The sequence below is a fragment of the Ancylobacter sp. genome (assembly GCF_965229075.1).
GTDB lineage: Bacteria > Pseudomonadota > Alphaproteobacteria > Rhizobiales > Xanthobacteraceae > Ancylobacter.
Genome location: NZ_CBDDIO010000001.1, coordinates 947,619 through 970,309 on the forward strand (window position 1 = coordinate 947,619; position 22,691 = coordinate 970,309).

The following is a 22,691-nucleotide window of genomic DNA, read 5'->3' on the forward strand; positions in this document are numbered from 1 at the left end:
CTACTTCTTGCGCCCATATTCGCTGTCGAGCCAGCTATCGGCCGCCGCCATGCGTTGGAAGATGTAGGGCACCGCACGCAGGCGCTTTACCGTCGGGCCGATTTCCCATGTCTCGCCATGCTCGAACCCCATGAGGATGACGTAGCGCGGCAGGGTGATGAAGGGCAGGCGCAGCCGCACCTCTTTCACCACGACAAACTCCATATGGAGCGAGGGCGCGGCGAGGTAATAGAACCCCTCGGACGGCTCATATTTCGCCGACAGCTTCGGCGCCACCGCCGGTGTGCCGGAGCGGATCACGGCGAGATCGGCTTCCGTGAAGGGCAGGCGCTTGAGATGGCGGGCCGTGGCCAGCATCTCGCTCGGGGTCATTCGGGTGGCCATCTCGCCTCTTGCCTTAGCGTGAGGGGCCTATCTGCCGCAAAGCGCCGGCCGTGGGAAGACGGCAAGGCGCAGCTAATTGGCGCTGTCGCCTTCCTCATAGCTCTGCTCGGCGCCCTTATAGGGATCGGCGAGCGCGGCGGTCGGCTCGCTCACCGGGACTTTGCCGCCCGAGGTCATAGCCGCGAGCTTCTGCGGGCCGGAGCGGCGCAGAATGTCGCGGAAGCTCGGGTGCATGCCGCCATCTACATAGGAGGCATTGGCCGGCGGGCGGCTGGCGGCGAGGGCGGCGATGGTCTGCTCGTCCTGCGCCTGCTTGCTCGCCGCCGCCACGAGGGCGGCATCGGGTGCGATCGCTGGGCAGGGCGCAAGCGGATCGGTCAGGGCCGGCGCCGGCTGGGTGCCGGGCGTGAAGCGGTAGCGCCCGCCGCAGGCCGAGACATTGGGCGGCACGCGGGTGACTGCGAACAGGTCGGTGCCTTCCTTCAGGTTCCGCCAATAGGCCATGTTCGGGTTGGCGCGGTGCTCGGCCAGATTGGCGGGCGTCATGCGGAAGGGCAGGGACTGCACCTGGAAGCCCGGCTGGCCGGCGGCGAGCGCGTCGCGCGCCAGCGCATAGACCTCGCCGACGCCGTCATTGGTCATGGCGTAGCAGCCGGCGGAGGTGCAGGCGCCATGCACCATCAGCGCGCTGCCGCTGTAGCCGAGCGCCTGTTCCAGCGCGTTGGGATAGCCGAGATTGAAGGAGAGGTAATATTGCGAGCGCGGGTTCAGCTGGCCGCGCGTGACGGTGTAGAAGCCTTCCGGCGCCTGCCGGTCGCCTTCGCGGGTCTTCGGCCCGAGCTTGCCCGACCAGCGGCAGAGTGGATAGGTCTTGAGCAGGGCATAGCGGCCGGAACGGGTGCGCTTCCACACCTCCAGCTCGCTCTCCTGCTTGTAGATACGCACCATGATCGGGTCGTCGGGCGTCATGCCCTTGGCCGCCATTTCCTGCATCAGCTTCTGCGGAATGGGGATCGAGCCGCGATCGTCCCCGTCCATGCTCGCGCAGCCGGCGAGGAGCAGGGCGAAGCCGAGCAGGAAGAAGGTGCGCAACAGGTTCATGGCAGCTCGGCTAGCGTCGCATCAAGGCGGATCGACGGCAGGTGGGCGAAGAGAGTGCCCAAGCGTGCCGATCGTTTCCGATTAATGCCCGCATGGTTTCCAGAAGGTTAGCCCGGCCACCCTTCGCGAAGCTGTGACCGCCTCTCTCACGCCGCGTGCCGGCACTCGACCGTGACGTGTTTCAGTTCATGCACCGGCGCCAGCCGGGCGCGGATGGCGTCGCAGCTGACGCCCAGCGGCGCGACGACGCTGATGATAGCGGCATGCGCCTCCGGCCCGATGCGCCAGACATGCAGATCGGCAATGCGGACATCCCCGGGACCCTCGACGGCCTCCGTCACCTCGCCCGCCACCTCCGCATCGGTGGCGTCGAGCAGCACGGCGGCGGTGTCGCGCATCAGGCTCCACGCCCAGCGGGCGATGACGAGGCCGCCGATCACGCCCATAGCCGGGTCGAGCCACACCCAGCCGAGGCTGCCGCCGGCGATGAGCGCGAAAATGGCGAGCACCGAGGTCAGCGCGTCGGCCAGCACATGCAGATAGGCACCGCGCAGATTATTGTCGCCTCCGGCGACCGCGTGGTGGTGCGGGTGCTCGTGTCCATGATCGTGGCCATGAGAATAGGCATGGCCATGCGAATGACCGTGCGCGTGGCCGCCGCCGAGCAGGAAGGCGCTGACCAGATTGACGATCAGCCCCAGCACCGCCACCAGCGCGGCCTCGCCGAACGCCACCTCCACCGGCTGGTAAAGCCGGAGCAGCGATTCGAACGCCATGGCGGCGGCGACGATGGCGAGGATCGCCGCCGAGGCGAAGCCGGCGAGATCGCCGACCTTGCCAGTGCCGAAACTGTAGCGGGCATCCGCCGCATGCCGGCGGGCATAGGAATAGGCGAGGGCGGCGATGCCGAGGGCGCCGGCATGGGTTGCCATGTGGAACCCGTCGGCCAGCAGCGCCATGGAGCCGGTGGCGAAGCCGGCCGCGATCTCCCCGACCATCATCACCGCCGTCAGCAGCACGACGAGCCGCGTGCGCCGCGAACTGTCGTCATGGCGGGCGCTGAGAAATTCGTGCGGGTGGGCGAAGACCTGCGGATCCGGCAGCGGGGCCATGGCGGGACCTATTTGCTGTAGCGGCGTATGGCGTCCATCAGCTCGCGCGCGCCCTCGGCCCGGGCGGCGGGGGTGAGGTCGGGATCGGCGACATGGGCGTGGAGATGTTCCTCGACGATCTTCTCCATCAGGCCGCCGATGGCGCCACGCGTGGCGGCGACGAGGTGCAGGAGATCGGCGCAATCGGCGCCCCCGGCCAGGCTGCGCTCGATCGCCGCCACCTGCCCGGCGATACGCTGGACACGGGCGAGAAGAGCCGGATTGGGCGTCATGAGGTGCGGCATAGGATAGGGGGGTATCCTATCGGCTGCCGACGAGCAAGGGGAAACGTCTGGGCGTCGCGGAGCGATACGAACCGCCAACATCGCCTTCTGTCGCCTGTTCGGGCGAACGCGCAGCCAACTGCTGCGTGCCGACCGCCAGGCGGCGCTCGGCGAAATGGCGATGGCGCTCGCGCACGAGATCAACCAGCCGCTCGGGGCGATCGTCAATTTCGCCGGTGCCGCCCGTCGCTCGCTGACCGGTCGGGCGGTGCGGGCCGGGGAACTGGACGAGGTTCTGATCAATATAGGTTCAGAGGCGGCCCGCGCGGGCGACGTGGTCAAGAGCCTGCGCTCCTTTCTGAAGGGAGCGCCGCAGCCCTCCACCGATGCGTGCGTCAATGCGGCGGTGAAAGTGGTGCTGGGGTTTGCCGAGCCGGCAATGCGCGAGCAGTGCATCGACTTCCGGCTGAATCTGGCGCCGGACCTGCCGACCGTGCAGGGGGACCAGATCATTCTGCAGCAGATCATTCTCAACCTGGTGACAAACGCCATCCAGGCGATGGGCACCCAGCCTCTCGGCCATCGTCATCTCGACATCCGCACGACGCGGGAGGGAAGGTCGAAAGTCCGGGTTGATGTGCGCGACACCGGCATTGGCCTGCCGGCGGAGTTGGGCGAACGCATTTTCGAGCCCTTTATCACCACCAAGGTGAATGGTTCGGGGCTGGGGCTGTCCATCGCCCGCACCCTGGCCCAGCGGCTCGGCGGCAGCATCGAGGCTGCCGCGGAAGGCGCAGAGGGCAGCCGCTTCACCATCCGCCTGCCGTGCCGTGGCGGTGACGAGGTGGCCGATGCGTGAGCCGGCGGTCTACATCGTCGACGACGACCCCGGTCTCAACGCCTCACTCGCCGCTCTCTTCCGGTCGGTCGGCCTGCGGACCGAGATGTTCCAGCACCCGCAGCCCTTCCTCGAACTCGCCCATATCAGCCGTCCTTCCTGCCTGCTGCTGGATGTGCGGCTGCCCGGCATCAATGGGATCGATGTGCTCGAGCAGGTCGGACGGATCGGCTGGACTATGCCGGTGGTGATGATTAGCGGTCATGCCGATGTGGTGATGGCGGTGCGGGCGCTGCATGCGGGGGCACGCGACTTTCTGGAGAGGCCGGTCAACGACACTGTGCTGCTTCAGCTGGTGCAGCACTAGATCCGCTGGGATTCGCAGAACTATGCCTGCGAGGTCATCTGCGACAGCATCCGCGCCAAGCTCGCGACCCTGACCGAGCGCGAGCAATCGGTGCTGCAATGCATGCTGCGCGGCCAGCCTAACAAGGTGGCAGCGCACGCGCTCAATCTCAGCGTCAAGGCGGTCGAAGGCCATCGCATCAACCTTCTGCACAAGATGGGCGTGCAATCGCCGGTCGAACTGGTGCGCATGGTCAGTTCGTGTCCCAAGGCGACGCACAATCCGATGCGGTGTTCGCGCGAGCATGGAGGGCGCGGCGGGGCGGAATATGGCTGCCCGCTGGTGCGCAAACCGCGCTAGGCGCATCCTGCGACGAGGACCACGCCGCCCGTCTCGATTAGGCGGCGGCGTGGTCTTGCGCGTGACACGAAAGGGCGGGATAGCGTAGCCGCGCACCTCAGATCCGGGCCGTCGGCACCGGAGCCTTCAACCGGATGAACGCCATGTCACTGTCTCACCTGAAGGCCGTCGTTTTCGACTGGGCCGGTACCGTCGTGGATTTCGGCTCGCTGGCCCCGATGGGCGCGTTCGTCGACGCCTTCGCCGCCTTCAACGTCGCGATTAGCATCGACGAGGCGCGGGTGCCGATGGGCATGGCCAAGCGGCCGCATGTGGCGGCGCTGCTCGCCATGCCGCGCATCGCCGCCGAGTGGCAGCGCGTGCACGGCCACGCGCCGGGCGAGGCGGATATCGACGCGGTCTATGAGGTCTTCGTACCGAAGAACATCGCCGTCGCGGCCGATTATGCCGACCTGATCCCCGGCGCGGCGGACATGGCGGCGTTTGTGCGGGCGCAGGGGCTGAAGATCGGCAGCACCACCGGCTACACGCGCGAGACAATGGCGAAGATCACGCCGATTGCGGCCGCGCAGGGCTTCGTCGCCGACGCCATGGCCTGCACCGGCGACGTGCCCGACGGCCGCCCGACGCCCTTCCTGATGTGGAAGGTGCTTACCGACCTTCAGGTCTACCCGCCCTCCGCCGTGGTCAAGATCGACGACACTGAGGTCGGCATCGCCGAAGGTCTGAACGCGGGCGCCTGGACGGTGGGCGTCGCCGTCTCCGGCAATGTGTTCGGCCTCTCGCGCACCGATACCGAGGCGCTGCCGCCCGCCGCATTCGCCGCCCGCCGGGCGCTTGCCGTGGCCAAGCTCGCGGGGGCAGGGGCACATTATGTCATCGACAGCGTCGCCGACCTGCCGGCGGTGCTGGCCGTCCTCAATGGCCGTCTGGCGCGGGGCGAACGGCCCTGAGCGGGCCGGCGTGGCGGCGGGGCCTCAGCCCCGTGCGTCGTGCTCCTTGAGGAAGTCGGAGACGGTGGCGAGGCAGGCTTCCGTCTCCTCCACATGCGGCATGTGGCTGGAGTTGGCGAACAGCACCCAGCGAATGTCCGGCACCTTCTCGCGATAGGGGCTCACCACTTCCGGCGTCGCCTCGTCATGCGCGCCCGAGATCAGCAGTGTCGGCGCGGCGATCTGCGGCAGCCGGTCCTCGATGGTCCAGTCCTTCATCGTGCCGATGACGTGGAACTCGGTCGGCCCGTTCATGTGGCGATAGACCGTGTTGTCCGCGTCCATCGCCGCGAAGGTACGCGCGACCTCTGCCGGCCAGGGCGTCACGCGGCAGACATGGCGGTCATAGAAGGCCATCGAGGCCTTGATGTAATCGGGATGGGTGAGGGTGCCGGCCGCCTCGTGCGCGAGCAGAGTTGCCTGCACCTCTTCGGGCAGGTCGCGGCGCAGCCGGTTCGCCTCGGCGACCCAGGTGTGCATGTTGGCGGGGGAGTTGGCGATGATGAGCGCCTTCAGCCCTTCCGGCCGCCGCACCGCGTGCTCGGCGCCGAGCATGCCGCCCCAGGACTGGCCGAGAAAGGCATAGCGCCCGGCAATGCCGAGATGGGCGAGCAGGGCGTCGAGTTCCGCCAGGAACAGGTCGACGGTCCAGAACTCCGGGCCCTTCTGGGGCAGATGGGTCGATTTGCCATTGCCGAGCTGGTCGTAATGAATGACGGTCCGGCCATCGAGCGCGGCAATGCCCTTGAAGGCGTCGACATAATCATGGGTGCAGCCCGGCCCGCCATGCGCCACCACCAGCGGCAGGCGCGGCCCGGCGAGATCGCCGGTCACGCGGTACCAGGTCTCATAGCCCCGAAAGGGCATGAACCCTTCCACACTGGCGGCTGCGCTCATGCCGATTCTCCTGCGGCTGTCCTTCGATGGCCGAGGAAAATAGAAAGCGGCGTCCCGGCGCGGCAGCTATCAGAAGTGATAGGCGGAGGTCGTGCGTGCGGGCGCGCCTCAGTCGAGCAGTCGCAGCCGGGCCGCGCGCACCGCCGCCTGGGTGCGGTTCTTCGCCTCCAGCTTCCGCATGGCGGCGTTGAGATGCATCACCACGGTGGGCACCGAGCGGCCGAGCGTGCGAGAAATCTCTTTGGCCGAGAGGCCGTCGGCGGCGTGGCGCAGACATTCGCGCTCGCGGGCGGTGAGGCGCGGCAGGCCGTCGAGCCGGCGGTCGCCGCGCAGCCCGTCCGCCGCCGCGTGCTGGAACATATGCGCCAGCAGGCCGAAATCGCCGAGGCAGCCGGGCGCCTCGTGCTCGGCAAAACGATGGTCGCCGCAGCGTATGCCGGTGACGGTCGCGTAGTCCCCGCCGGGCAGATGCACCGGCACGGTGACGCCGGCACTCATGCCGCGCTCCGCGAGGAAGGTGGCCACGGGGGCGCTGTCCTCGTTCATGAAGGCGCGGATCACCGTTTCCGCGTGGGAATCGTAGTTCCACACGAACGGCCTTGTGGTGCCGAGCGCGACTTTCTGCACCGGATCGAGCCGGAAATAGCCGCGGCCGAACCAATAGTCGCGCATGGTCTCGTCGACATTGCGCAGTTCCAGCACGGAAGGAAGCATCTGCTCGCCGCGCAGATCGTAGCGCGCGGGGGTGTAGTCGTAGATCAGCGCGTCGAAGCCGAAGCCGGCCATCGCCTCGAACAGCAGGTCGATTTGTGCGCCGAGCGTCGCCGCCGCGCCGAAACGTTCCTCCATCGCCGCAATCTGGGCGCCCATGGCTGCGTCCTCTCCGCTTCGCACCAGGAACCCTATCACTTCTGATAGCTGGATTGGACTCCCGATTTCTCTAGGAATTGAGCATGCCTTAATGTTGAGCAGGGACGGCCGGGGCGATGTGGCGGGAAATCGAGCCGCAGGAGCGGCGGGAAGTGAGCATCGGCGAGCACCGCGTGGTCGCCTACAGCTTCGGCGCCGGTGAGGAAACGGTTCTGCTGCTGAATGGCGGGCCGGGCCTGCCCTGCGACTATCTGCGCGAGGCGCATTCCTGCCTAATCGACCAGGGCTACCGGGTCGTCGCCTTCGACCAGCTCGGTACCGGCGCCGCCGACCGTCCGACCGATCCGTCACTGTGGACGATCGAGCGCTATGTCGAGGAGACGGAGACGGTGCGCACCGCGCTGGGGCTCGGCAAGGTGCATCTCCTCGGGCATAGCTGGGGCGGCTGGCTCGCCATCGACTATGCCCTGACCTACCCGGAAGCGCTCAAGAGCCTGATCCTCGCCGACACGGTGGCGGACATGCCGCATCTGGTGAGCGAGCTGGAGAAGCTGCGTGCTGCGCTCGGTCCCGAGACGGTGGCGATGATGCAGAAGCATGAGGCCGCCGGCACGTTCGATCATCCCGAATATCAGGCGGCGATCACCATCCTGAACTACCGCCATGTCTGCCGCCTGCCGGAATGGCCGGCGCCGGTGCTGCGCTCGCTCTCCGATTGGAACATGGGTCCCTACATGACCATGCAGGGGCCGAACGAGTTCCTCTACATCGGCAATCTCAAGGACTGGAACCGCATTCCCGATCTGCCACGGATCACCGTGCCGACCTTCATTGTGGTGGGCGAGCGCGACGAGCTTACCCCGGCCTGCGCGATGAAGATGAAGCACGCTTTGCCGGATGTGCGGCTCAACGTCGTCGCCAATGCCAGCCACATGCCGTTCTATGAGAACCCGGCCGGCTATTACCCGCCGCTGCTCGATTTTCTCGCCAGCGTGTCGCGCTAGAGATGCGCCGCTACGCCTTCATCCTGACGCGCCCGCTGCAGTTCGTGCCTGTGGTGTTCGGCGTCAGCCTCGTCACCTTCGTGCTGGTGCGGATGATCCCGGGCGACCCGGCCCGGGTGCTGCTGGGCGCGCGCGCCACCCCTACGGCCATCGCCAATATCCGCGCGCAATACGGGCTCGATGAGCCTATCTGGCTGCAATATCTCTATTTCCTGCGCAATCTCGCCCATGGCGAGATGGGCATGTCGATCGTCTACAAAATCGACGTGCTTCGCCTCATCGGCACGCGCATCGAGCCGACCTTCGCGCTGGTGCTGTGCAGCGTGCTGCTTTCCATTCTCATCGCCGTGCCGCTCGCCGCGCTCGCCGCGCGCAACCAGGGGCGGCCGATCGACCATGCGATCCGCTTCGTCTCCACCTTCGGCATCGGCTTTCCCCCGTTCTGGCTGGGGCTGATGCTGATGATGCTGCTGGCGGTCAAATTGCCGCTGCTGCCGGTTTCCGGCTATGGCGACTCCCTGGGTGAGAAGCTCGCCCATCTCGCGCTGCCCTCGCTCACCATCGCGCTGTCGCTGTCCACCGTGCTGCTGCGCTCGCTGCGGGCGGCGATGGTGGACTGGCTGAAGTCCGATGTCGCCACCGCCGCCCGCGCGCGCGGCATGCCCGAATCCATCGTGTTCTGGCGCCATGTGCTGCCCAATTCCATCGTGCCGACCATCAATCTGCTGGCGGTGAACATCGGCTGGCTGATCGGCGGCACGGTGGTGATCGAGAGCATTTTCGCGCTGCCCGGCATGGGGCAATTGCTGGTGCGCGCCATTTTCTCGCGCGATTACATGGTGGTGCAGGGCGTCGCCATGGTGTTCGCCTGCGCCACGGTGCTGGTGAACTTCCTCGCCGACATCGCCACCGTCGCCGCCGACCCGAGGGTGAAGCTGTGAGCGCGGCGGTTTCCCGCAAGCGGATGAACCGCACGCTGGTCGCCGGCCTCGTGCTGCTCGGCGGCTTCGTGTTCGCCGCGCTCGCCGCGCCGGTGATCGCGCCCTATGATCCGATCTTCCAGGATGCGGCGGCGCGGCTGCAACCGCCCTCCTGGGCGCACCCGTTCGGCACCGACAATTTCGGCCGCGACATCCTCTCGCGCCTCATCTTCGGCGCCCGTGTCGACCTGCAAATGGCGCTGATCGGCGTGTTCTTCCCGCTCGTCATCGGCACGGTGATCGGCGCCATCGCCGGCTATCTCGGCGGGATCGTCGACGCGGTGCTGATGCGGCTGATCGACATCATCCTCGCCTTTCCCTTCCTCGTGCTGATGCTGTCCATCATCGCCATTCTCGGGCCGGGGCTTTCCAGTTTCTACATCGCCATGGCGCTGGTCGGCTGGGTGTCTTATGCGCGGCTGATCCGGGCGCAGATTCTCGTGCTGAAGAACGCCGATTACGCCGTGGCGGCGGTGAGCCTCGGCTTTTCGCGCACGCGGGTGCTGTTCCGCCATCTGCTGCCGAACTCGGTGGCGGGGTCGCTGGTGTTCTGCATGTCGGACGCGGTGCTGGTGCTGCTCTCCGGCGCTGCCATCTCCTATCTCGGGCTGGGCGTGCAGCCGCCCACCGCCGAGTGGGGCATCATGGTCGCGGAGGGGCAGGCGTTCCTGTCGCAGGCGTGGTGGATCACACTGTTCCCCGGCCTCGCCATCGTATTGCTGGCGTTCGGCTTTTCCATGATCGGCGACGCGCTGGGCGAAGCGATGGGAGTTCACGAATGAGCGCCCCGTTGCTCTCCGTTCGCGATCTCTCCGTCGCCGTGCACGGCGATGATGGCCAGCGCACCCTGCTCGACCATGTCTCGCTCGACTTGTCGCCCGGCGAAATTCTGGGGCTCGTCGGTGAAAGCGGCTCCGGCAAGAGCCTGCTCTGCCGCACGCTGCTGCAACTTCTGCCCTCACGCGCGCTTTCCGTCACCGGCGGGGCGGCGATGATGGGCGGGCGGGACCTGCTGGCGCTGAGTGAGCCGCAGATGCAGCAGGTGCGCGGCGCCGAAATAGGCATGATTTTTCAAAACCCTAGCAGCCATCTCGATCCTGTCATGCGGGTCGGCGACCAGATCGTGGAGGGGTTGCGTTTTCACCGGCGGCTGGACCGGGCGGCGGCGAAGGCGGAGGCGATTGCGCTGATGCGGCAGGTCGGCTTCACCGATCCGCCGCGCCAGTTCGGCGCCTATCCCCACGAATTCTCCGGCGGCATGCGCCAGCGCGCCATGATCGCCGTGGCGCTGGCCTGCGACCCGAAAGTCCTCATCGCCGACGAGCCGACCACCGCGCTCGACGTGACCATCCAGGCGCAAATCCTGCGTCTTCTCATGGAGTTGCGTGAGAAGCGCGGCCTGTCCATCATCCTCATCACCCACGATCTCGGTGTGGTCGCCCAGACCTGCGACCGGGTGGCTGTCATGCGGCAGGGGCAGGTGGTGGAGGTCGGCGAGAAGCGCGCCCTGCTGGCCCATCCCCAGCATCCCTATACCCGCGCGCTGATCGCCAGCCACCCCTCCATGCCGGTGGACGATGAGGCCGATGAGGTGGACGATGTGACCGATCCGGCCGCTCCGGCCAAGCCGGTGCGCGCGCTCGCGCCGCCGCCGCGCCCGCTGGTCGAGATCGACGATCTCGAGGTGCGGTTCCCCGTCGCCGGCGGGCTGTTCGGCCGGCGGCGCAGCTTCAGCGCGGTCGCCGGTGTGTCGCTACAGATTCGGCCCGGCGAGACGGTGGGCATTGTCGGCGAGAGCGGCTCGGGCAAGTCGACGCTGGCGCGCGCCATGCTCGGGCTGACGCCGATTTCCGACGGCCATGTCACCTTTGACGGCCTGAGCCTGCGCGGGCAGCCGGGGGTGGCGCTGGCGCGCATCCGCCAGCAGGCGGCGATGGTGTTTCAGGACCCGTTCAACTCGCTCAATCCGCGCCTCACCATCGGCGAGACGCTGGCGGAGGTGCTGCGCGTGCAGGGCAAGGTGGCGCCCGCCGCCATTCCCGCCCGCGTCGAGGAACTGCTGCGCCTCGTGGAACTCGATCCCGCCCTTGCCGGCCGCCGTCCGCGCCAGCTTTCCGGCGGCCAGTGCCAGCGGGCGGGCATCGCCCGGGCGCTGGCGGTCGATCCCCGGCTGATCGTCGCCGATGAATGCGTCGCCGCGCTCGATGTCACCATCCAGGCGCAGATCGTGGCGCTGTTCCAGCGGCTGGTGGCAACCATGGAGCTGACGCTGGTGTTCATCGCTCACGACCTCGCCATCGTGCGCCATCTCTGCACGCGGGTGGTGGTGATGCATCACGGGCGCATCGTGGAGGAGGGGCCGTGCGCCGAGGTCTTCGAGCGCCCGCGCGAGGCCTACACCGCCGCCCTGATCGCCGCCATTCCCGACATCGACCCTGACCGGCGCCTCATCGCGCCGCCGCCTTCCCTTGCCGTCTAACCACCAGAGGAAAAAACCGTGAAGACCGCACTCCGGACGTCCCGCCTCGCGGCTTTGGCCGCACTCCTCTCGCTTTCCACCAGCCTCGCCCATGCCGCCGGCGTGCTGACCATCGCCCGCAACGAGGATTCCACCACCTTCGACCCCATCAAGTCGGCGCAGAATGTCGATAACTGGGTGTTCTCCAACGTGTTCGACGTGCTGGTGCGCGTCGATGCCAGCGGCACCCAGCTGGTGCCCGGCCTTGCCGAGAGCTGGACCATCTCCGAGGACGGGCTCACCTACACCTTCAAGCTGCGCGAGGCGAAGTTCTCCGACGGCGCGCCCGTCACCGCCGAGGACGCCGCCTACTCGCTGACCCGTATCCGCGACGACAAGGGCTCGCTCTGGTCCGACAGCTTCAAGATCATCGACACCGCGACCGCCACCGACCCGAAGACGCTGGTGGTGAAGCTGAAGAGCAAGTCGGTGCCGTTCCTCTCCATGATGGCGCTGCCCAATGCCTCGGTGCTGCCGAAGAAGCTGGTGGAAGGCGCCGCCGCCGACACTTTCGCCGAGAAGCCGGTGGGCTCGGGTGCCTTCAGCGTGGTGGAGTGGCGCCGTGGCGACCGCATCATCCTGAAGAAGAACCCCAATTACTGGGACGCCGGCAAGGTGAGCCTCGACGGCGTGGAATGGCTGGTCATTCCCGACGACAACACCCGCATGCTGAAGATCCAGGCCGGCGAGGTGGATGCCGCGATCACCGTGCCGTTCTCGCGCGTCGCCGAGCTGAAGACCAATCCCGCGCTCAAGGTCATCAGCGATCCCTCCACCCGCGAGGACCACATGCTCATCAACCACGAGCATGGCGCGCTGGCGAAGAAGGAGGTGCGCGAGGCGCTGGACCTCGCCATCGACAAGAAGGCCATCGTCGAGGCGGCGACCTTCAATCTCGGCGAGGTCGCCTATTCCTATGTGCCCAAGGGCTCGCTCTACCACTATGCCGACAATCTCCAGCGCCCCTATGACCCGGAAAAGGCCAAGAAGCTGCTGGCCGATGCGGGCGCCTCGGGCCTGACGCTCAACTACATCGTCAATGCCGGCAAGGAGACGGACGAGCAGATCGCGGTTCTGGTGCAGCAGCAGCTGGCCAAGGCCGGCGTGAGCGTGAACCTGCAGAAGGTGGACCCCAGCCAGAGCTGGGACATGCTGGTGAGCGGGGATTACGACATCTCGGTCATGTACTGGACCAACGACATTCTCGACCCGGACCAGAAGACCACCTTCGTGCTCGGCCACGACACCAATCTGAACTACATGACCCGCTACAAGAACGATGAGGTGAAGGCGCTGGTGGAAGCCGCCCGGCTGGAGACCGACCCGGTCAAGCGCGAGGCGATGTATGTGACGCTGCAGAAGACCGCCAAGGGCGACGTCAACTGGATCGACCTCTATTACAGCCCCTATATCAACGTCACCCGCAGCAATATCGAGAAGTTCCACCAGAACCCTCTCGGCCGCTTCTTCCTGGAAGAGACGGTGAAGAACTGAGTCCCTGCGACAGAGGCGGCGGCGGTCTCCGCACCGCCGCTGAACATACCGGCCCCGGTGCGGCGGGCATAAAAAAGGGAGGGCCGGCGGCCCTCCCTCGGTCGTTGTCAGATGCTGCCGATCACTTGTTGATGTCGGTCCAGATGCGGGCATAGAGCTGGGAGACTTCCGGCGCGCAGGTCTCCAGGAACTCGCCGGCCTTCTCGAACTGCGGCGGCACGTTCAGCTCCGGCGCGCCCTTCATGTTGTCCGGGAAGAAGGCTTCCGAACCCTTGATGCCGTTGGAGTACTTGGCGAAGGTCGAGATCATCGCCGCGTTTTCCGGCTCCATGATGAAGTTCATGAAGGCCTTGGCGTTTTCCGGGTTCTTGGCATCCTTCAGCACGGCGACGCTGTCCATGAAGATCGGATAGCCTTCCTTGGGATAGCCGAAGGCGATGTCCGGGTTCTTCAGGCGCGAGCGCAGGATGGCGCCGTTCCAGTAATACACGCCGGCATAGTCGCCCGACGGCAGCTTCTCGGTGACGGAATAGTCCATGGCCAGCCATTTCGGCTTGGCTTCCAGCAGCTTGTCACGCACCTGCTTCAGCAGCGCCTTGTCGGTGGTGCACCAGTTGCCGCCGAGGTACTTGATCGTGGCGTAGAGCACGTCGTTCATTTCCGGCTCGACATTGATCTTGCCGATCAGCTCCTTCGGCGGATCGAGGAAGATCGCCGAGGTGTTGATGTCGCCGCCATAGACCTTCTTGTTCACGCCGATGCCGCTGACGCCCCACTGCCACGGCACGGAATAGTGCCGGCCGGGATCCCACGGCACGTTCACCCAGCGCGCGTCGACATTCTTGAAGTTCGGCATCTGGTCCGGGCGGGCCTCCAGCAGCAGGCCTTCCTTGATCCAGATCGGCATATAGTTGGCCGAGGGGACGACGATGTCGAAGCCATGGCCGCCGGCGCGGATCTTGGCCAGCGCGGTGTCGTTGGAATCGTAGTCGGTGACGGTCACCTTGACCTTGTGGGTCTCCTCGAACTTCTTGATCAGTTCGGGGCTGGTGTAGTCACCCCAGTTATAGATGTTCAGCTGCCCCTCGGCGCAGGCCGCGCCCGCGCTGACGAGCAGGGCGAGCGCCGCCACCATCGTCGATTTCAGTGTCATCGTTCCACTCCGTCCGGTCCGTTGTTTCTGGCGTGTCGGATTAGGTTTGTCGGTCAGGCTTTCTTGCGGTTGATGAAGAAGAACACCGTCACCAGCGCCACCGACAGCACCAGGAAGGCCGCCGCAATCGCATTGATCTCCGGCGTCACCGCCCGGCGCAACTGCCCCAGCATGTAGGTCGGCAGCGTGTCCTGCCCGCCCGATTTGACGAATTCGGAAATCACCACGTCGTCCAGCGAGATGACAAAGGCCAGCATGAAGCCGGCGATGATGCCGGGCCGCAGCAGCGGCAGCGTCACCCGCCGGAACACCTGCCAGGGCGGGGCGTATAGGTCCGCCGCCGCGCGTTCCAGCGACTGGTCCATACCCTCCAGCCGCGCCCGGATGGGCAGATAGGCGAAGGGGATGCAGAAGGCGGTGTGCGCCAGAATGAGGTAGCCGAGGCCGGAATAGCCGGTCCACACCTTCACCTTGGCGAAGACGATCAGCAGCGCCACGGCGGTGACGATTTCCGGCACCATCAGCGGCAGGTTGATGAAGGCGTATTTGAACGACAGCCCGCGATAGGGCCCGGTGCGGGTGGTGGCCAGCGCCGCCATGGTGGCGGCGATGGTCGCCATCGTCGCCGCGCTCACCGCGATGACCAGCGAGCGCCATGCCGCATCCTGCACCGACTGGTTTTCCGCCGCCTCATAGAACCAGTGCAGCGAGAAGCCGCCCCAGCTGGACAGCGAGTCGCTGGCGTTGAAGGCGTAGACCACCAGCGTCGCGATCGGCAAATAGAGCATCGCGAAGGTGAACAGCGCGACCGTGCCGAAGCCGGGCTGCGCGCGTATGTCGAAGCGCGGCTTAGCCATGCCCGCCTCCCGAGCGCGTGGCGTTGCGCACATAAACCAGCATGGCGACCATGACGAGAAGCATCAGCGAGATCGACAGCGCCGCGCCGAGCGGCCAGTTGCGGCCGGCGCCGAACTGCAGCTCGATGAGATTGGCGAGCATCAAATTCTTGCCGCCGCCGAGCACGCGCGGAATGACATAGGCGCCGAGCGAGGGGACGAAGACCAGGATGGAGCCGGCGACGATGCCGGGCTTCACCAGCGGCAGGATGATGCGCCGCAGCACGGCGAGCCGGCCTGCATAGAGATCGTACCCCGCCTCGACCAGGCGGAAATCCAGCTTCTCCATGCTGGCATAGAGCGGCAGCACCATCAGCGGCAGGTAGACATAGACCATGCCGAACAGGATCGCCCAGTCCGTGTACATGATCGGGATCGGCTCTTTGATCACGCCGAGCCACATGAGCAGCGTGTTCAGCACGCCCTCATTGCGGATCACCTGCTGCATGGCGAAGGTGCGGATGAGCAGATTGGTCCAGAACGGGATGGTGATGAGGAACACCCACACCTCGCGCGTGCTGCGCGGCCGCGTGGCGATGAAATAGGCCGTGGGGAAGCCCAGAGCCAGCGTCGCCAGCGTGGTGATGACCGACAGCCGCACCGAGCGCCAGAGGATCGACAGATGCGCGTCGGCCAGCGTCACCGTGTCGTCGAAGATGTCGCGCTGGAACAGCACGGAGAACCAGCCGTCGAGCGAGAACTCGCCGGGCTTCACGTCGCCATAATCGCCCTTGGCCATGAAGGAATAGGCCAGCATGACGAAGAGCGGGCCGATGGCGGCGATGAAGACGATGAAAAGCGCCGGCAGCGACAGCAGCCAGCGCGCGCGGGTTTTCGACTGTTCGTCGCGTCGGGCGATCTCGGCCGCGCTCGCCATCGTTCAGTCCCGCAGCACTTGCGCCGCATCGGACGCGATGTCGATGCCGACGCGATCGCCGACGCTGGCGCCGCAGGATTTGCTGCGCGAGTTCTGCTGCCGCACCATGAAGGTGGAACCCTGGTCCAGCTTCACATGGATATGGGTGTCGGTGCCGAAATAGACGATGTTCTCCACCACGCCGGACAGCTGCCCGCCGGTCGTGACCATGCGTGCATGTTCCGGCCGTACCACCACCGTGGCCTCGCCGGCCGGGCGGTAGCCTTCCGCCAGGCTGGCGGAGATTTCGATGCCGGAGGGCAGGCGCACCCGCGCCACACCGGCCTCGATGCCGACCATGGCGGCGGAAAGGAAATTGGTCTCGCCGATGAAGTCGGCGACGAAGCGCTCGGCCGGCTTGTCGTAAATGTCCCAGGGCGTGCCGACCTGCAGCACCCGGCCCTTGGACATGACCGCGATGCGGTCCGACATGGTGAGCGCTTCTTCCTGGTCATGGGTGACGAAGATGAAGGTGATGCCGGTCTCGCTCTGCATGCGCTTGAGCTCGATCTGCATCTCCTTGCGCAGCTTGTAGTCGAGCGCGGAGAGCGGCTCGTCGAGCAGCAGCACCTTCGGCGCCGGGGCCAGCGCCCGGGCGAGGGCGACGCGCTGGGCCTGGCCGCCGGAAATCTGGTCGGTGCGGCGCTGCGCCAGCTCCTCCATATGGACGAGCGTGAGCATCTCGGCCACGCGCGCCTCGATCTTGCCCTTGGCCCAGCCGAGCATCTGCAGGCCGAAGGCGACGTTTTCCCACACGGTCAGATGCGGGAAGAGGGCGTAGCTCTGGAAGGCCGTATTGATGGGCCGCTTGAACGGCGGCAGGCCGGCGATGTCCTCGCCATGCAGGCGGATCGTCCCTTCGGTGGGGTATTCAAACCCCGCGATCATGCGAAGCAACGTCGTCTTGCCGCAGCCGGACGGTCCTAGCAACGTGAAGAATTCATTCTCGCGAATGGCCACCGAGACATTGTCGAGCGCCCGAAGGGCGCGTGGGCCATCGCCGAATTGCTTGACGATGCCCTGGCAATCGACGGCGATGCGGGCGTCCGGTACAGGGGAAGGCTCCGGCATTATTCACCCGTTGCTAGAAAAGGGGCCCCGAAAGGGGTGTCGAACACACCGCAGGCGGTGCCATCGAACAGCAGCCTAAGTGAGCCCTCCTCATCCGGCAAGCGGCGAGGAGGGCAATGTGATCATATTTTTGGCCGGTCCTGTTTAAAGGCAATCGGCGGGCGGCGCGCGGCCCAGGGGGCGGCTTCCTCAATGCGCGCGCACAGGCCGAGCAGCGCTTCGTCATGGCCGAACGGCGCCGCGAGGTGGATGCCGACCGGCAGGCCTTCGGGCGTCCAGTGCAGCGGCAGCGAGGCGGCGGGCTGGCCGGAAGCATTGAAGGCGGCGGTGAACGGGGAATAAGCGAACACGCCGTCCGGCCCCATGCGGTAGGCAAGGTAGTCGCGGCCGACATGGTCGAATCGCCCGAGCTTGGCGGGAGGCTCGGCGAGGGTCGCGGTCAGCAGGAAATCGGCGTGCTGGAAGAAGCCGGCCATTTCGCGCCCATAGGCGTGCACTTTGTTGACGGCTTCGAGATAGTCGGCGCCGCTGATGCCGCGCGCGTATTCCACCGCCGAGCGGGCGACGCTCTCGATCTCGCCGTCCTCCAGCGGCCGGCCGCGCCGCCGCACCGCGCTTTCCACCGTGAGCGCGGTGCCGCAGCCGACGATCTTGGTCCAGGCCGCCATCATCCCGGCGGTGTCGGCCTGGGGGCGCGACTCGACCAGCCGATGGCCGAGGCTCTCCAGCAGCTTCGCGGCGGATTCCACCGCCGCCCGGCATTCCGGCGCGATGGGCTCGCCGGTCAGCGTCGTGGTGGTGAAGGCGATGGTGAACGGCCCGTCGCGCCGTGCCAGTGCGGCGGCGAAGGAGGCTTCCAGCGGCGGCGCGACGTAGGGGGCGCCGAGATCGGGACCCTGCGTCACATCAAGCAGCACCGCTGTGTCGCGCACGGAACGGGTGAGAAAGCCGTCAATGGCCATGCCGGCCCAGCCTTCGCCGACATAGGGGCCATCCGGCGTGCGGGCGCGGGTGGCCTTGAAGCCGAACAGGCCGCAGGAAGAGGCGGGAATGCGCACCGAGCCGCCGCCATCCGAGCCATGCGCCGCCGGCAGGATGCCGGCGGCCACCGCCGCCGCTGCGCCGCCGGAGGAGCCGCCGGGCGTGTGGTCGAGATTCCAGGGGTTGCGGGTCGGCCCGCCATAGACCGCCGCCTCGGTGGTGGGACCGACGCCGCCTTCCGGCGAGGTGGTGCGGCCGAAGGTGACGAGCCCGGCCGCCCGCAGCCGGGCATAGATGGCCGAATCCTGGCCGTAGCGGGTGTTGGCGAACAGGCGCGAGCCATTATTTGAGGGGAACTCCATCGCCTCGGCGCCGAGATCCTTGAGCAGGAACGGCACGCCCTTCAGCGGCCCTTCCGGCAGCCCTTCCTCGATCATCCGGCGCGCCACGTCCTCGCGCAGCAGCGTCACCGCGTTGAGCTGCGGGTTGAGCGCGGCAACGCGGGCGAGCGCCTCGTCGAGCAGTTCGCCGGGGGTCACATCGCCCTTGGCGACGTGGTCTGCGAGAGCGACGGCGTCGCTCGCGTCGTAAAGTTCGCTGATGTCCATGAGGCGGTGTCCGCTACCACAGGGGGGTGGAGATGTATCGCCCCCCGGCCAGCGGGCGCGCAAGAGCCGCCCGGTTGCGGAACGCCGGGCGAGAGCTGTTCCGGTGAATTCACCTTCACCGCAATCGCTCCACCCCTTTGGTTGGACGTAATTTGTCCCGCAAGGCAGCTCTGCACTCTTACGGGAATGGCTCTAGCGGCCCGGCGTCGGCGCCGCCCGTTCGCGCGCGACCGCGTGAGTTTCCGGCAGGGGCGGGGCTTGCTTCGCCAGCTTTTCGCGATAGGCCGGTACAACCTGAAGTGCGAAGGCGACGAGGCGCTCCTCATCCCGCTCGCCAAGGCTGATCGCCTCCATCAGCGCGGAGGCGAGGCGCACCCGCATGACCTCGTCGACGCCCTCGCGATGCAGCTGGGCGGCGGCGTGCTGGGCCTGGGCGATGCAGCTGTCGAGGAGGCGGACGGTTTCCGGATCAAGACGAAGGTAACGCGACGACATATTCATTCCCCATGCGACCATTCGCGGCCTGCGCGCCAGATGTAGGAGGCAGGGACTCGCCGGCAAGGGGAGGGCGGCGCATCTGTCGCGTGGTAGGCGAGGGCGGCCGGCGCAACAGTGTAGTAAGCCGGCTATATTATGATGGTTGCTGTACGTCGAGACTGACGAATCCCGCGCACGAGACAAGAGCACAGTCGGCTAATTATTGAGGCATGGCATGCCGTACCGATCGGTGCGCTTCACTCGGTCGGAGCGGCGGGAATGCGGCGGAGCACGTCGTCATAGGCGACGAGATCGAGGAAGGCGTTGACCTCGACCGCCTTGCCCTCTTGCATGCGCAGGATCCAGGCATAGCGATTGACGTAAGGCTGGCCATCCGCCGCCGTTGCCTCGCCCTGCCAGGCGACGATCACATGCTCGCCATCCGCCCACACCGTCTTCGCCACCGGGCGGATCGGGGTGGCGAGGCGGCTGGTCAACGGACGCACGCCGCGTGCGATCAGCGCGTCGCGGCCCTCGTGGCGGCCGGCGGTGGGGCCGGAGCCCTCGATGGTCCAGACGACATCCGGCGACAGGACCTCGCTGAAGAAGCCGGTGCCGCCGGCCTGCCAACGCTCGAACGCCTCGGTGACGATCTGCCGGTTGCGGGCTTCGGTGTCCGGGCCGGCGGTCGCGCTAGCGTCGGCCGGCAGGGAGACGGTTGCGGCGACGGCGAGCGCCAGCAGCGCGGCGGGGAGGGGGCGTGTGGGCATGGGGGTGCTCCTTGGTGGGGTGGAAGGTCTGGCGGCGGGCGGCATCGTGGGAGAGGAACGCAAGCCGGCTATGTAAAAAGCGCGGTCGGAGACGAGCTGACGTCCGGTTTGCCGCTGTTGCGCTCCGGACATGACGTTAGGGGAGGCTCGCCCTGCTCGCAATCCGGCCAATCGTGACCGGCGAGGTAAGTTCATCTAACCAATCGGCAGCGTGCTTTGCGGTGCGGATGTGCCGCGTCGCTGTCGCGGCCTAATGCGTGTGCCCCCGGGGTGCGCCGGACGGGCGCCAGCGTGCGGCGCGACCTGATCCGCCGCCGCTCTGCCCGCGTAATCCGGGCACTGCTGCGGAGGATTCGATGAAACGCCTGCTCCTTCTTGCCGGAATTTTCGCCTTTGCTGGCCTTGGCACGTCGGCCGTGCAGGCCAGGGATCTGGTGCTCGAACAGTATTTCGCCGGCCGCACCGTCGCGGAGGGCTCGTTCTCGGCCATTAACGGCGTGCGGCGCAGCTTCACGGTGGACCTCACCGGCCGCTGGAACGGCAACGTCCTCACGCTGGTGGAGGATTTCCACTTCGCGGACGGCGAGAAGGACCGCAAGACCTGGCGGTTCGAGAGGCTGGGGCCGGGGCGCTATCGCGGCACGCGCGAGGATGTGCGCGGCGCCACCGAGGTGACCGTGAAGGGCGATACCGCCACCTTCAGCTATCTCCTCGACCTCGATCCCGGTGCCGGGGAAAACCTCGTCCGCTTCCACGACAAGATGGTGCTGCGCGACGACGGCACGGTGCTGAACACCGCCTGGGTGACGAAATACGGGCTCCCGGTCGCGCTCACCCGCGTCACCTTCCGTCGCCCTTGAGGCGAGCCCGCGACCTTCTCTCCCGATGTCACAGGAGGATTCCATGCGCTCCCGCGAGAAGACACTCTGCTTCGCCCTGCTCCTGGCCGCCACCGCCGCACCGGCGCTGGCCGAGCCGCTGAGCGGCCCGGAGATCAAGGACAAGATCGGCGGCGAACTGGTGCGGCTGAGCACGCCCTATGGCATCACCCTGCCGCTGGTCTATCGCGACGACGGCGTGGTCGCCGGCGATATTTCCGGCTTCTCCATCGGCTCCATGCTGGCCCCGAGCGAGGAGGGGCGCTGGTGGGTGAAGGACGACCGGCTGTGCCAGAAATGGCCGACCTGGTATGAGGGCCGCACTTATTGCTTCACCATCACTTCGCTCGGCCCGAAGAAGATCGCCTGGACGCGCGACGACGGGCTTTCCGGTACCGCCACCATGGGCCGCTGAGATGGGCGAGGCGCCGGCGGGTCCGGCCGTCACCGGCCGGCGCCTCGCGCTCTATGCCCTGCCGGCCCTGCCGCTGGCGGCGCTGGCGCTGCCCTTCTATGTGATCGTGCCGAGCTTCTATGCCGAGGCGCTGGGGCTTTCGCTCACCGCCGTCGGCGCCGCTCTGCTGGCGATCCGTCTGATCGACGCCCTTGCCGACCCGCTGCTCGGCTGGGCGGCGGACCGGATCGCGCCCGGCTTCGGCCGGCGGCGGGCGCTGATGGCGCTGGCGGCGCCGGTCACCGCGCTCTGCGCCCTCATGGTGTTCTGGCCCGGCGCGGGAGCGGGCATCGCCCATCTCTTTCTCTGGGGTCTCGGCCTTTCGCTCGGCTATACCGCGCTGAGCCTCGCCTACACCGCCTGGGGCGCGGAGATCACCTCGGATTATCGCGGCCGCGCCCGGGTGGCGGCGGCGCGCGAGGGGGTGACGCTCGCCGGCACGCTGGTCGCCATCGCGCTGCCCTTCGCCATCGGGCTGGGCACGGACGCCACGGGCTTTCACGGCCTGGCGGCGATGGGTCTGTTCGTGCTCGTCACCCTGCCGCTGTTCAGCGGCGCCTGCGTTGTCGGCGTGCCGGAGCCGAAGAATCTCTCGCGGGAGAAACTGTCCCTCGCGGCGGGGCTGCGGCATTTGCGGGCCAACGGCCCATTCCTGCGGCTGATCGCGGCGTTTCTGCTCAACGGCATCGCCAACGCCATCCCGGCGACGCTGTTCCTGTATTTCGTCGCCGACCGTATCGGCGCGGCGCAGCTGCAGGGGCCGCTGCTGTTTCTCTATTTTCTCTGCGGTGTCGCCGGCCTGCCGCTGGCGCTGCGCTGCGCCAGCCGCTTCGGCAAGCACAAGGCGTGGTGCGGGGCGATGCTGGCGGCGTGCGTCGTCTTCGCCGGGGCCGGTTTTCTCGGTCCGGGCGATGTGGTGGCGTTCGGTGTGATCTGTGCCACGACGGGCGTGTTGCTGGCCTTCGACGTGGCGCTGCCGCCGGCTATCCAGGCGGATGTGATCGATATCGACACGGCGGCGTCGGGGGAACAGCGCTCGGGGCTGTATTTCGCGCTCTGGGCGCTCGCCACCAAGTTGGCGCTCGCGATCGCCGTCGGCGTCACGTTTCCACTGCTGGATTGGGCGGGTTACCGGCCCGGCACCGGGGCGCCGACCGAACAGGCGGGGCTTGCCCTCGCTTTGCTCTATGCCTGGCTGCCGATCCCGGCCAAGCTCGCCGCCATCGCGCTGATGTGGCGCTTTCCGCTCGATGAGGCGGCGCAGCGTCGGCTGCGGACGGTGATCGAGACCGCAGCGGCGCCGACGGCAGGAGCGCGCTGAGCGCTCC

25 protein-coding genes are annotated in these 22,691 nt (G+C 67.1%); 12 read left to right on the forward strand and 13 right to left on the reverse strand.

Annotated features, from left to right (window positions below; genetic code table 11):
• The 4 genes from ACO07Z_RS04715 to ACO07Z_RS04730 all read right to left on the reverse strand — a co-directional run bounded on the left by ACO07Z_RS04715 (position 1) and on the right by ACO07Z_RS04730 (position 2,881).
• Positions 1 to 384 (reverse strand): hypothetical protein, encoded by a 384-nt coding sequence (locus tag ACO07Z_RS04715; RefSeq protein WP_421697613.1) that lies wholly within the window; start codon positions 382 to 384, stop codon positions 1 to 3.
• Between the two features lie 72 nt (positions 385 to 456).
• On the reverse strand, positions 457 to 1,485 hold the full coding sequence (locus tag ACO07Z_RS04720; RefSeq protein WP_421697614.1) for a L,D-transpeptidase family protein: 1,029 nt from the start codon (positions 1,483 to 1,485) through the stop codon (positions 457 to 459).
• A 146-nt stretch (positions 1,486 to 1,631) separates the two neighbouring features.
• On the reverse strand, positions 1,632 to 2,597 hold the full coding sequence (gene dmeF, locus ACO07Z_RS04725; RefSeq protein ID WP_421697615.1) for a CDF family Co(II)/Ni(II) efflux transporter DmeF: 966 nt from the start codon (positions 2,595 to 2,597) through the stop codon (positions 1,632 to 1,634).
• A gap of 8 nt (positions 2,598 to 2,605) precedes the next feature.
• Entirely contained in the window at positions 2,606 to 2,881 is a 276-nt protein-coding gene (locus ACO07Z_RS04730) for a metal/formaldehyde-sensitive transcriptional repressor (RefSeq protein WP_421697616.1), read from the reverse strand.
• A 154-nt stretch (positions 2,882 to 3,035) separates the two neighbouring features.
• On the opposite strand from ACO07Z_RS04730, the gene ACO07Z_RS04735 reads away from it, so the two are divergent.
• The 4 genes from ACO07Z_RS04735 to phnX all read left to right on the forward strand — a co-directional run bounded on the left by ACO07Z_RS04735 (position 3,036) and on the right by phnX (position 5,357).
• Positions 3,036 to 3,719: a sensor histidine kinase gene (locus ACO07Z_RS04735; RefSeq protein ID WP_421697617.1), complete on the forward strand. Its 684-nt coding sequence runs from the start codon at positions 3,036 to 3,038 to the stop codon at positions 3,717 to 3,719.
• Complete coding sequence (locus tag ACO07Z_RS04740) at positions 3,712 to 4,065, forward strand: response regulator transcription factor (protein ID WP_421697618.1); 354 nt, start codon at positions 3,712 to 3,714, stop codon at positions 4,063 to 4,065. The genes ACO07Z_RS04735 and ACO07Z_RS04740 overlap by 8 nt, the downstream gene beginning before the upstream one ends.
• A gap of 69 nt (positions 4,066 to 4,134) precedes the next feature.
• A complete protein-coding gene (locus ACO07Z_RS04745) occupies positions 4,135 to 4,404 on the forward strand; it encodes a LuxR C-terminal-related transcriptional regulator (protein WP_421697883.1) in 270 nt (89 codons plus the stop codon).
• A 134-nt stretch (positions 4,405 to 4,538) separates the two neighbouring features.
• Complete coding sequence (gene phnX, locus ACO07Z_RS04750) at positions 4,539 to 5,357, forward strand: phosphonoacetaldehyde hydrolase (protein WP_421697619.1); 819 nt, start codon at positions 4,539 to 4,541, stop codon at positions 5,355 to 5,357.
• Between the two features lie 24 nt (positions 5,358 to 5,381).
• On the opposite strand, the gene ACO07Z_RS04755 is transcribed toward phnX, so the two are convergent.
• Entirely contained in the window at positions 5,382 to 6,293 is a 912-nt protein-coding gene (locus ACO07Z_RS04755; RefSeq protein WP_421697620.1) for a proline iminopeptidase-family hydrolase, read from the reverse strand.
• Positions 6,294 to 6,401: 108 nt separating this feature from the next.
• Entirely contained in the window at positions 6,402 to 7,163 is a 762-nt protein-coding gene (locus ACO07Z_RS04760) for a helix-turn-helix transcriptional regulator (protein ID WP_421697621.1), read from the reverse strand.
• A 116-nt stretch (positions 7,164 to 7,279) separates the two neighbouring features.
• Between ACO07Z_RS04760 and ACO07Z_RS04765 the strand changes: the two genes are divergently transcribed.
• Genes ACO07Z_RS04765 through ACO07Z_RS04785 form a run of 5 tightly spaced genes read left to right on the forward strand, consistent with a single transcriptional unit; the run spans position 7,280 to position 13,159 of the window.
• Entirely contained in the window at positions 7,280 to 8,167 is an 888-nt protein-coding gene (locus tag ACO07Z_RS04765) for a proline iminopeptidase-family hydrolase (RefSeq protein WP_421697622.1), read from the forward strand.
• Between the two features lie 2 nt (positions 8,168 to 8,169).
• The gene (locus ACO07Z_RS04770) at positions 8,170 to 9,108 is read left to right on the forward strand and encodes an ABC transporter permease (RefSeq protein WP_421697623.1); all 939 of its coding nucleotides are present in this window, start codon (positions 8,170 to 8,172) and stop codon (positions 9,106 to 9,108) included.
• Between the two features lie 23 nt (positions 9,109 to 9,131).
• The gene (locus tag ACO07Z_RS04775; protein ID WP_421697884.1) at positions 9,132 to 9,929 is read left to right on the forward strand and encodes an ABC transporter permease; all 798 of its coding nucleotides are present in this window, start codon (positions 9,132 to 9,134) and stop codon (positions 9,927 to 9,929) included.
• Positions 9,926 to 11,626, forward strand: coding sequence for a dipeptide ABC transporter ATP-binding protein (locus ACO07Z_RS04780; RefSeq protein ID WP_421697624.1), 1,701 nt, complete (start codon positions 9,926 to 9,928; stop codon positions 11,624 to 11,626). Before ACO07Z_RS04775 ends, ACO07Z_RS04780 begins: the two co-directional genes overlap by 4 nt.
• Before the next feature lie 18 nt (positions 11,627 to 11,644).
• The gene (locus tag ACO07Z_RS04785; RefSeq protein WP_421697625.1) at positions 11,645 to 13,159 is read left to right on the forward strand and encodes an ABC transporter substrate-binding protein; all 1,515 of its coding nucleotides are present in this window, start codon (positions 11,645 to 11,647) and stop codon (positions 13,157 to 13,159) included.
• Positions 13,160 to 13,280: 121 nt separating this feature from the next.
• Here ACO07Z_RS04785 and ACO07Z_RS04790 read toward each other — a convergent pair whose 3' ends face one another.
• The 7 genes from ACO07Z_RS04790 to ACO07Z_RS04820 form a co-directional block, all read right to left on the reverse strand.
• Positions 13,281 to 14,312 (reverse strand): extracellular solute-binding protein, encoded by a 1,032-nt coding sequence (locus tag ACO07Z_RS04790; RefSeq protein ID WP_421697626.1) that lies wholly within the window; start codon positions 14,310 to 14,312, stop codon positions 13,281 to 13,283.
• Between the two features lie 53 nt (positions 14,313 to 14,365).
• On the reverse strand, positions 14,366 to 15,169 hold the full coding sequence (locus ACO07Z_RS04795; protein ID WP_421697627.1) for an ABC transporter permease: 804 nt from the start codon (positions 15,167 to 15,169) through the stop codon (positions 14,366 to 14,368).
• Positions 15,162 to 16,085, reverse strand: a complete 924-nt coding sequence (locus ACO07Z_RS04800; RefSeq protein WP_421697628.1) for an ABC transporter permease — start codon at positions 16,083 to 16,085, stop codon at positions 15,162 to 15,164. The genes ACO07Z_RS04795 and ACO07Z_RS04800 overlap by 8 nt, the downstream gene beginning before the upstream one ends.
• A gap of 3 nt (positions 16,086 to 16,088) precedes the next feature.
• The gene (locus tag ACO07Z_RS04805; RefSeq protein WP_421697629.1) at positions 16,089 to 17,195 is read right to left on the reverse strand and encodes an ABC transporter ATP-binding protein; all 1,107 of its coding nucleotides are present in this window, start codon (positions 17,193 to 17,195) and stop codon (positions 16,089 to 16,091) included.
• 122 nt (positions 17,196 to 17,317) lie between these two features.
• A complete protein-coding gene (locus ACO07Z_RS04810) occupies positions 17,318 to 18,784 on the reverse strand; it encodes an amidase (RefSeq protein ID WP_421697630.1) in 1,467 nt (488 codons plus the stop codon).
• A gap of 192 nt (positions 18,785 to 18,976) precedes the next feature.
• Positions 18,977 to 19,279, reverse strand: a complete 303-nt coding sequence (locus ACO07Z_RS04815; protein ID WP_421697631.1) for a hypothetical protein — start codon at positions 19,277 to 19,279, stop codon at positions 18,977 to 18,979.
• Between the two features lie 239 nt (positions 19,280 to 19,518).
• The gene (locus ACO07Z_RS04820) at positions 19,519 to 20,031 is read right to left on the reverse strand and encodes a nuclear transport factor 2 family protein (protein ID WP_421697632.1); all 513 of its coding nucleotides are present in this window, start codon (positions 20,029 to 20,031) and stop codon (positions 19,519 to 19,521) included.
• Positions 20,032 to 20,387: 356 nt separating this feature from the next.
• Between ACO07Z_RS04820 and ACO07Z_RS04825 the strand changes: the two genes are divergently transcribed.
• Genes ACO07Z_RS04825 through ACO07Z_RS04835 form a run of 3 tightly spaced genes read left to right on the forward strand, consistent with a single transcriptional unit; the run spans position 20,388 to position 22,684 of the window.
• Positions 20,388 to 20,891, forward strand: coding sequence for a DUF3833 family protein (locus ACO07Z_RS04825; protein ID WP_421697633.1), 504 nt, complete (start codon positions 20,388 to 20,390; stop codon positions 20,889 to 20,891).
• A 43-nt stretch (positions 20,892 to 20,934) separates the two neighbouring features.
• Positions 20,935 to 21,324 carry a hypothetical protein gene (locus ACO07Z_RS04830; RefSeq protein ID WP_421697634.1) on the forward strand — a complete coding sequence of 130 codons (390 nt, stop codon included), beginning with the start codon at positions 20,935 to 20,937 and terminating at the stop codon, positions 21,322 to 21,324.
• Position 21,325: 1 nt separating this feature from the next.
• Positions 21,326 to 22,684: an MFS transporter gene (locus ACO07Z_RS04835; RefSeq protein WP_421697635.1), complete on the forward strand. Its 1,359-nt coding sequence runs from the start codon at positions 21,326 to 21,328 to the stop codon at positions 22,682 to 22,684.
• The last annotated feature ends 7 nt before the right edge of the window (positions 22,685 to 22,691 follow it).

What these genes read in the sequence shown, in the direction of transcription:
- ACO07Z_RS04795 (WP_421697627.1), bottom strand. Translation starts at nt 15,169, where the DNA reads ATGGCTAAGCCGCGCTTCGACATACGCGCGCAGCCCGGCTTCGGCACG.
- ACO07Z_RS04815 (WP_421697631.1), bottom strand. Translation starts at nt 19,279, where the DNA reads ATGTCGTCGCGTTACCTTCGTCTTGATCCGGAAACCGTCCGCCTCCTC.
- ACO07Z_RS04730 (WP_421697616.1), bottom strand. Translation starts at nt 2,881, where the DNA reads ATGCCGCACCTCATGACGCCCAATCCGGCTCTTCTCGCCCGTGTCCAG.
- ACO07Z_RS04720 (WP_421697614.1), bottom strand. Translation starts at nt 1,485, where the DNA reads ATGAACCTGTTGCGCACCTTCTTCCTGCTCGGCTTCGCCCTGCTCCTC.
- ACO07Z_RS04820 (WP_421697632.1), bottom strand. Translation starts at nt 20,031, where the DNA reads ATGCCCACACGCCCCCTCCCCGCCGCGCTGCTGGCGCTCGCCGTCGCC.
- ACO07Z_RS04770 (WP_421697623.1), top strand. Translation starts at nt 8,170, where the DNA reads ATGCGCCGCTACGCCTTCATCCTGACGCGCCCGCTGCAGTTCGTGCCT.
- dmeF (WP_421697615.1), bottom strand. Translation starts at nt 2,597, where the DNA reads ATGGCCCCGCTGCCGGATCCGCAGGTCTTCGCCCACCCGCACGAATTT.
- ACO07Z_RS04735 (WP_421697617.1), top strand. Translation starts at nt 3,036, where the DNA reads ATGGCGATGGCGCTCGCGCACGAGATCAACCAGCCGCTCGGGGCGATC.
- ACO07Z_RS04835 (WP_421697635.1), top strand. Translation starts at nt 21,326, where the DNA reads ATGGGCGAGGCGCCGGCGGGTCCGGCCGTCACCGGCCGGCGCCTCGCG.
- phnX (WP_421697619.1), top strand. Translation starts at nt 4,539, where the DNA reads ATGAACGCCATGTCACTGTCTCACCTGAAGGCCGTCGTTTTCGACTGG.
- ACO07Z_RS04755 (WP_421697620.1), bottom strand. Translation starts at nt 6,293, where the DNA reads ATGAGCGCAGCCGCCAGTGTGGAAGGGTTCATGCCCTTTCGGGGCTAT.
- ACO07Z_RS04715 (WP_421697613.1), bottom strand. Translation starts at nt 384, where the DNA reads ATGGCCACCCGAATGACCCCGAGCGAGATGCTGGCCACGGCCCGCCAT.
- ACO07Z_RS04760 (WP_421697621.1), bottom strand. Translation starts at nt 7,163, where the DNA reads ATGGGCGCCCAGATTGCGGCGATGGAGGAACGTTTCGGCGCGGCGGCG.
- ACO07Z_RS04805 (WP_421697629.1), bottom strand. Translation starts at nt 17,195, where the DNA reads ATGCCGGAGCCTTCCCCTGTACCGGACGCCCGCATCGCCGTCGATTGC.
- ACO07Z_RS04830 (WP_421697634.1), top strand. Translation starts at nt 20,935, where the DNA reads ATGCGCTCCCGCGAGAAGACACTCTGCTTCGCCCTGCTCCTGGCCGCC.
- ACO07Z_RS04790 (WP_421697626.1), bottom strand. Translation starts at nt 14,312, where the DNA reads ATGACACTGAAATCGACGATGGTGGCGGCGCTCGCCCTGCTCGTCAGC.
- ACO07Z_RS04765 (WP_421697622.1), top strand. Translation starts at nt 7,280, where the DNA reads ATGTGGCGGGAAATCGAGCCGCAGGAGCGGCGGGAAGTGAGCATCGGC.
- ACO07Z_RS04775 (WP_421697884.1), top strand. Translation starts at nt 9,132, where the DNA reads ATGAACCGCACGCTGGTCGCCGGCCTCGTGCTGCTCGGCGGCTTCGTG.
- ACO07Z_RS04825 (WP_421697633.1), top strand. Translation starts at nt 20,388, where the DNA reads ATGAAACGCCTGCTCCTTCTTGCCGGAATTTTCGCCTTTGCTGGCCTT.
- ACO07Z_RS04810 (WP_421697630.1), bottom strand. Translation starts at nt 18,784, where the DNA reads ATGGACATCAGCGAACTTTACGACGCGAGCGACGCCGTCGCTCTCGCA.
- ACO07Z_RS04740 (WP_421697618.1), top strand. Translation starts at nt 3,712, where the DNA reads ATGCGTGAGCCGGCGGTCTACATCGTCGACGACGACCCCGGTCTCAAC.
- ACO07Z_RS04800 (WP_421697628.1), bottom strand. Translation starts at nt 16,085, where the DNA reads ATGGCGAGCGCGGCCGAGATCGCCCGACGCGACGAACAGTCGAAAACC.
- ACO07Z_RS04780 (WP_421697624.1), top strand. Translation starts at nt 9,926, where the DNA reads ATGAGCGCCCCGTTGCTCTCCGTTCGCGATCTCTCCGTCGCCGTGCAC.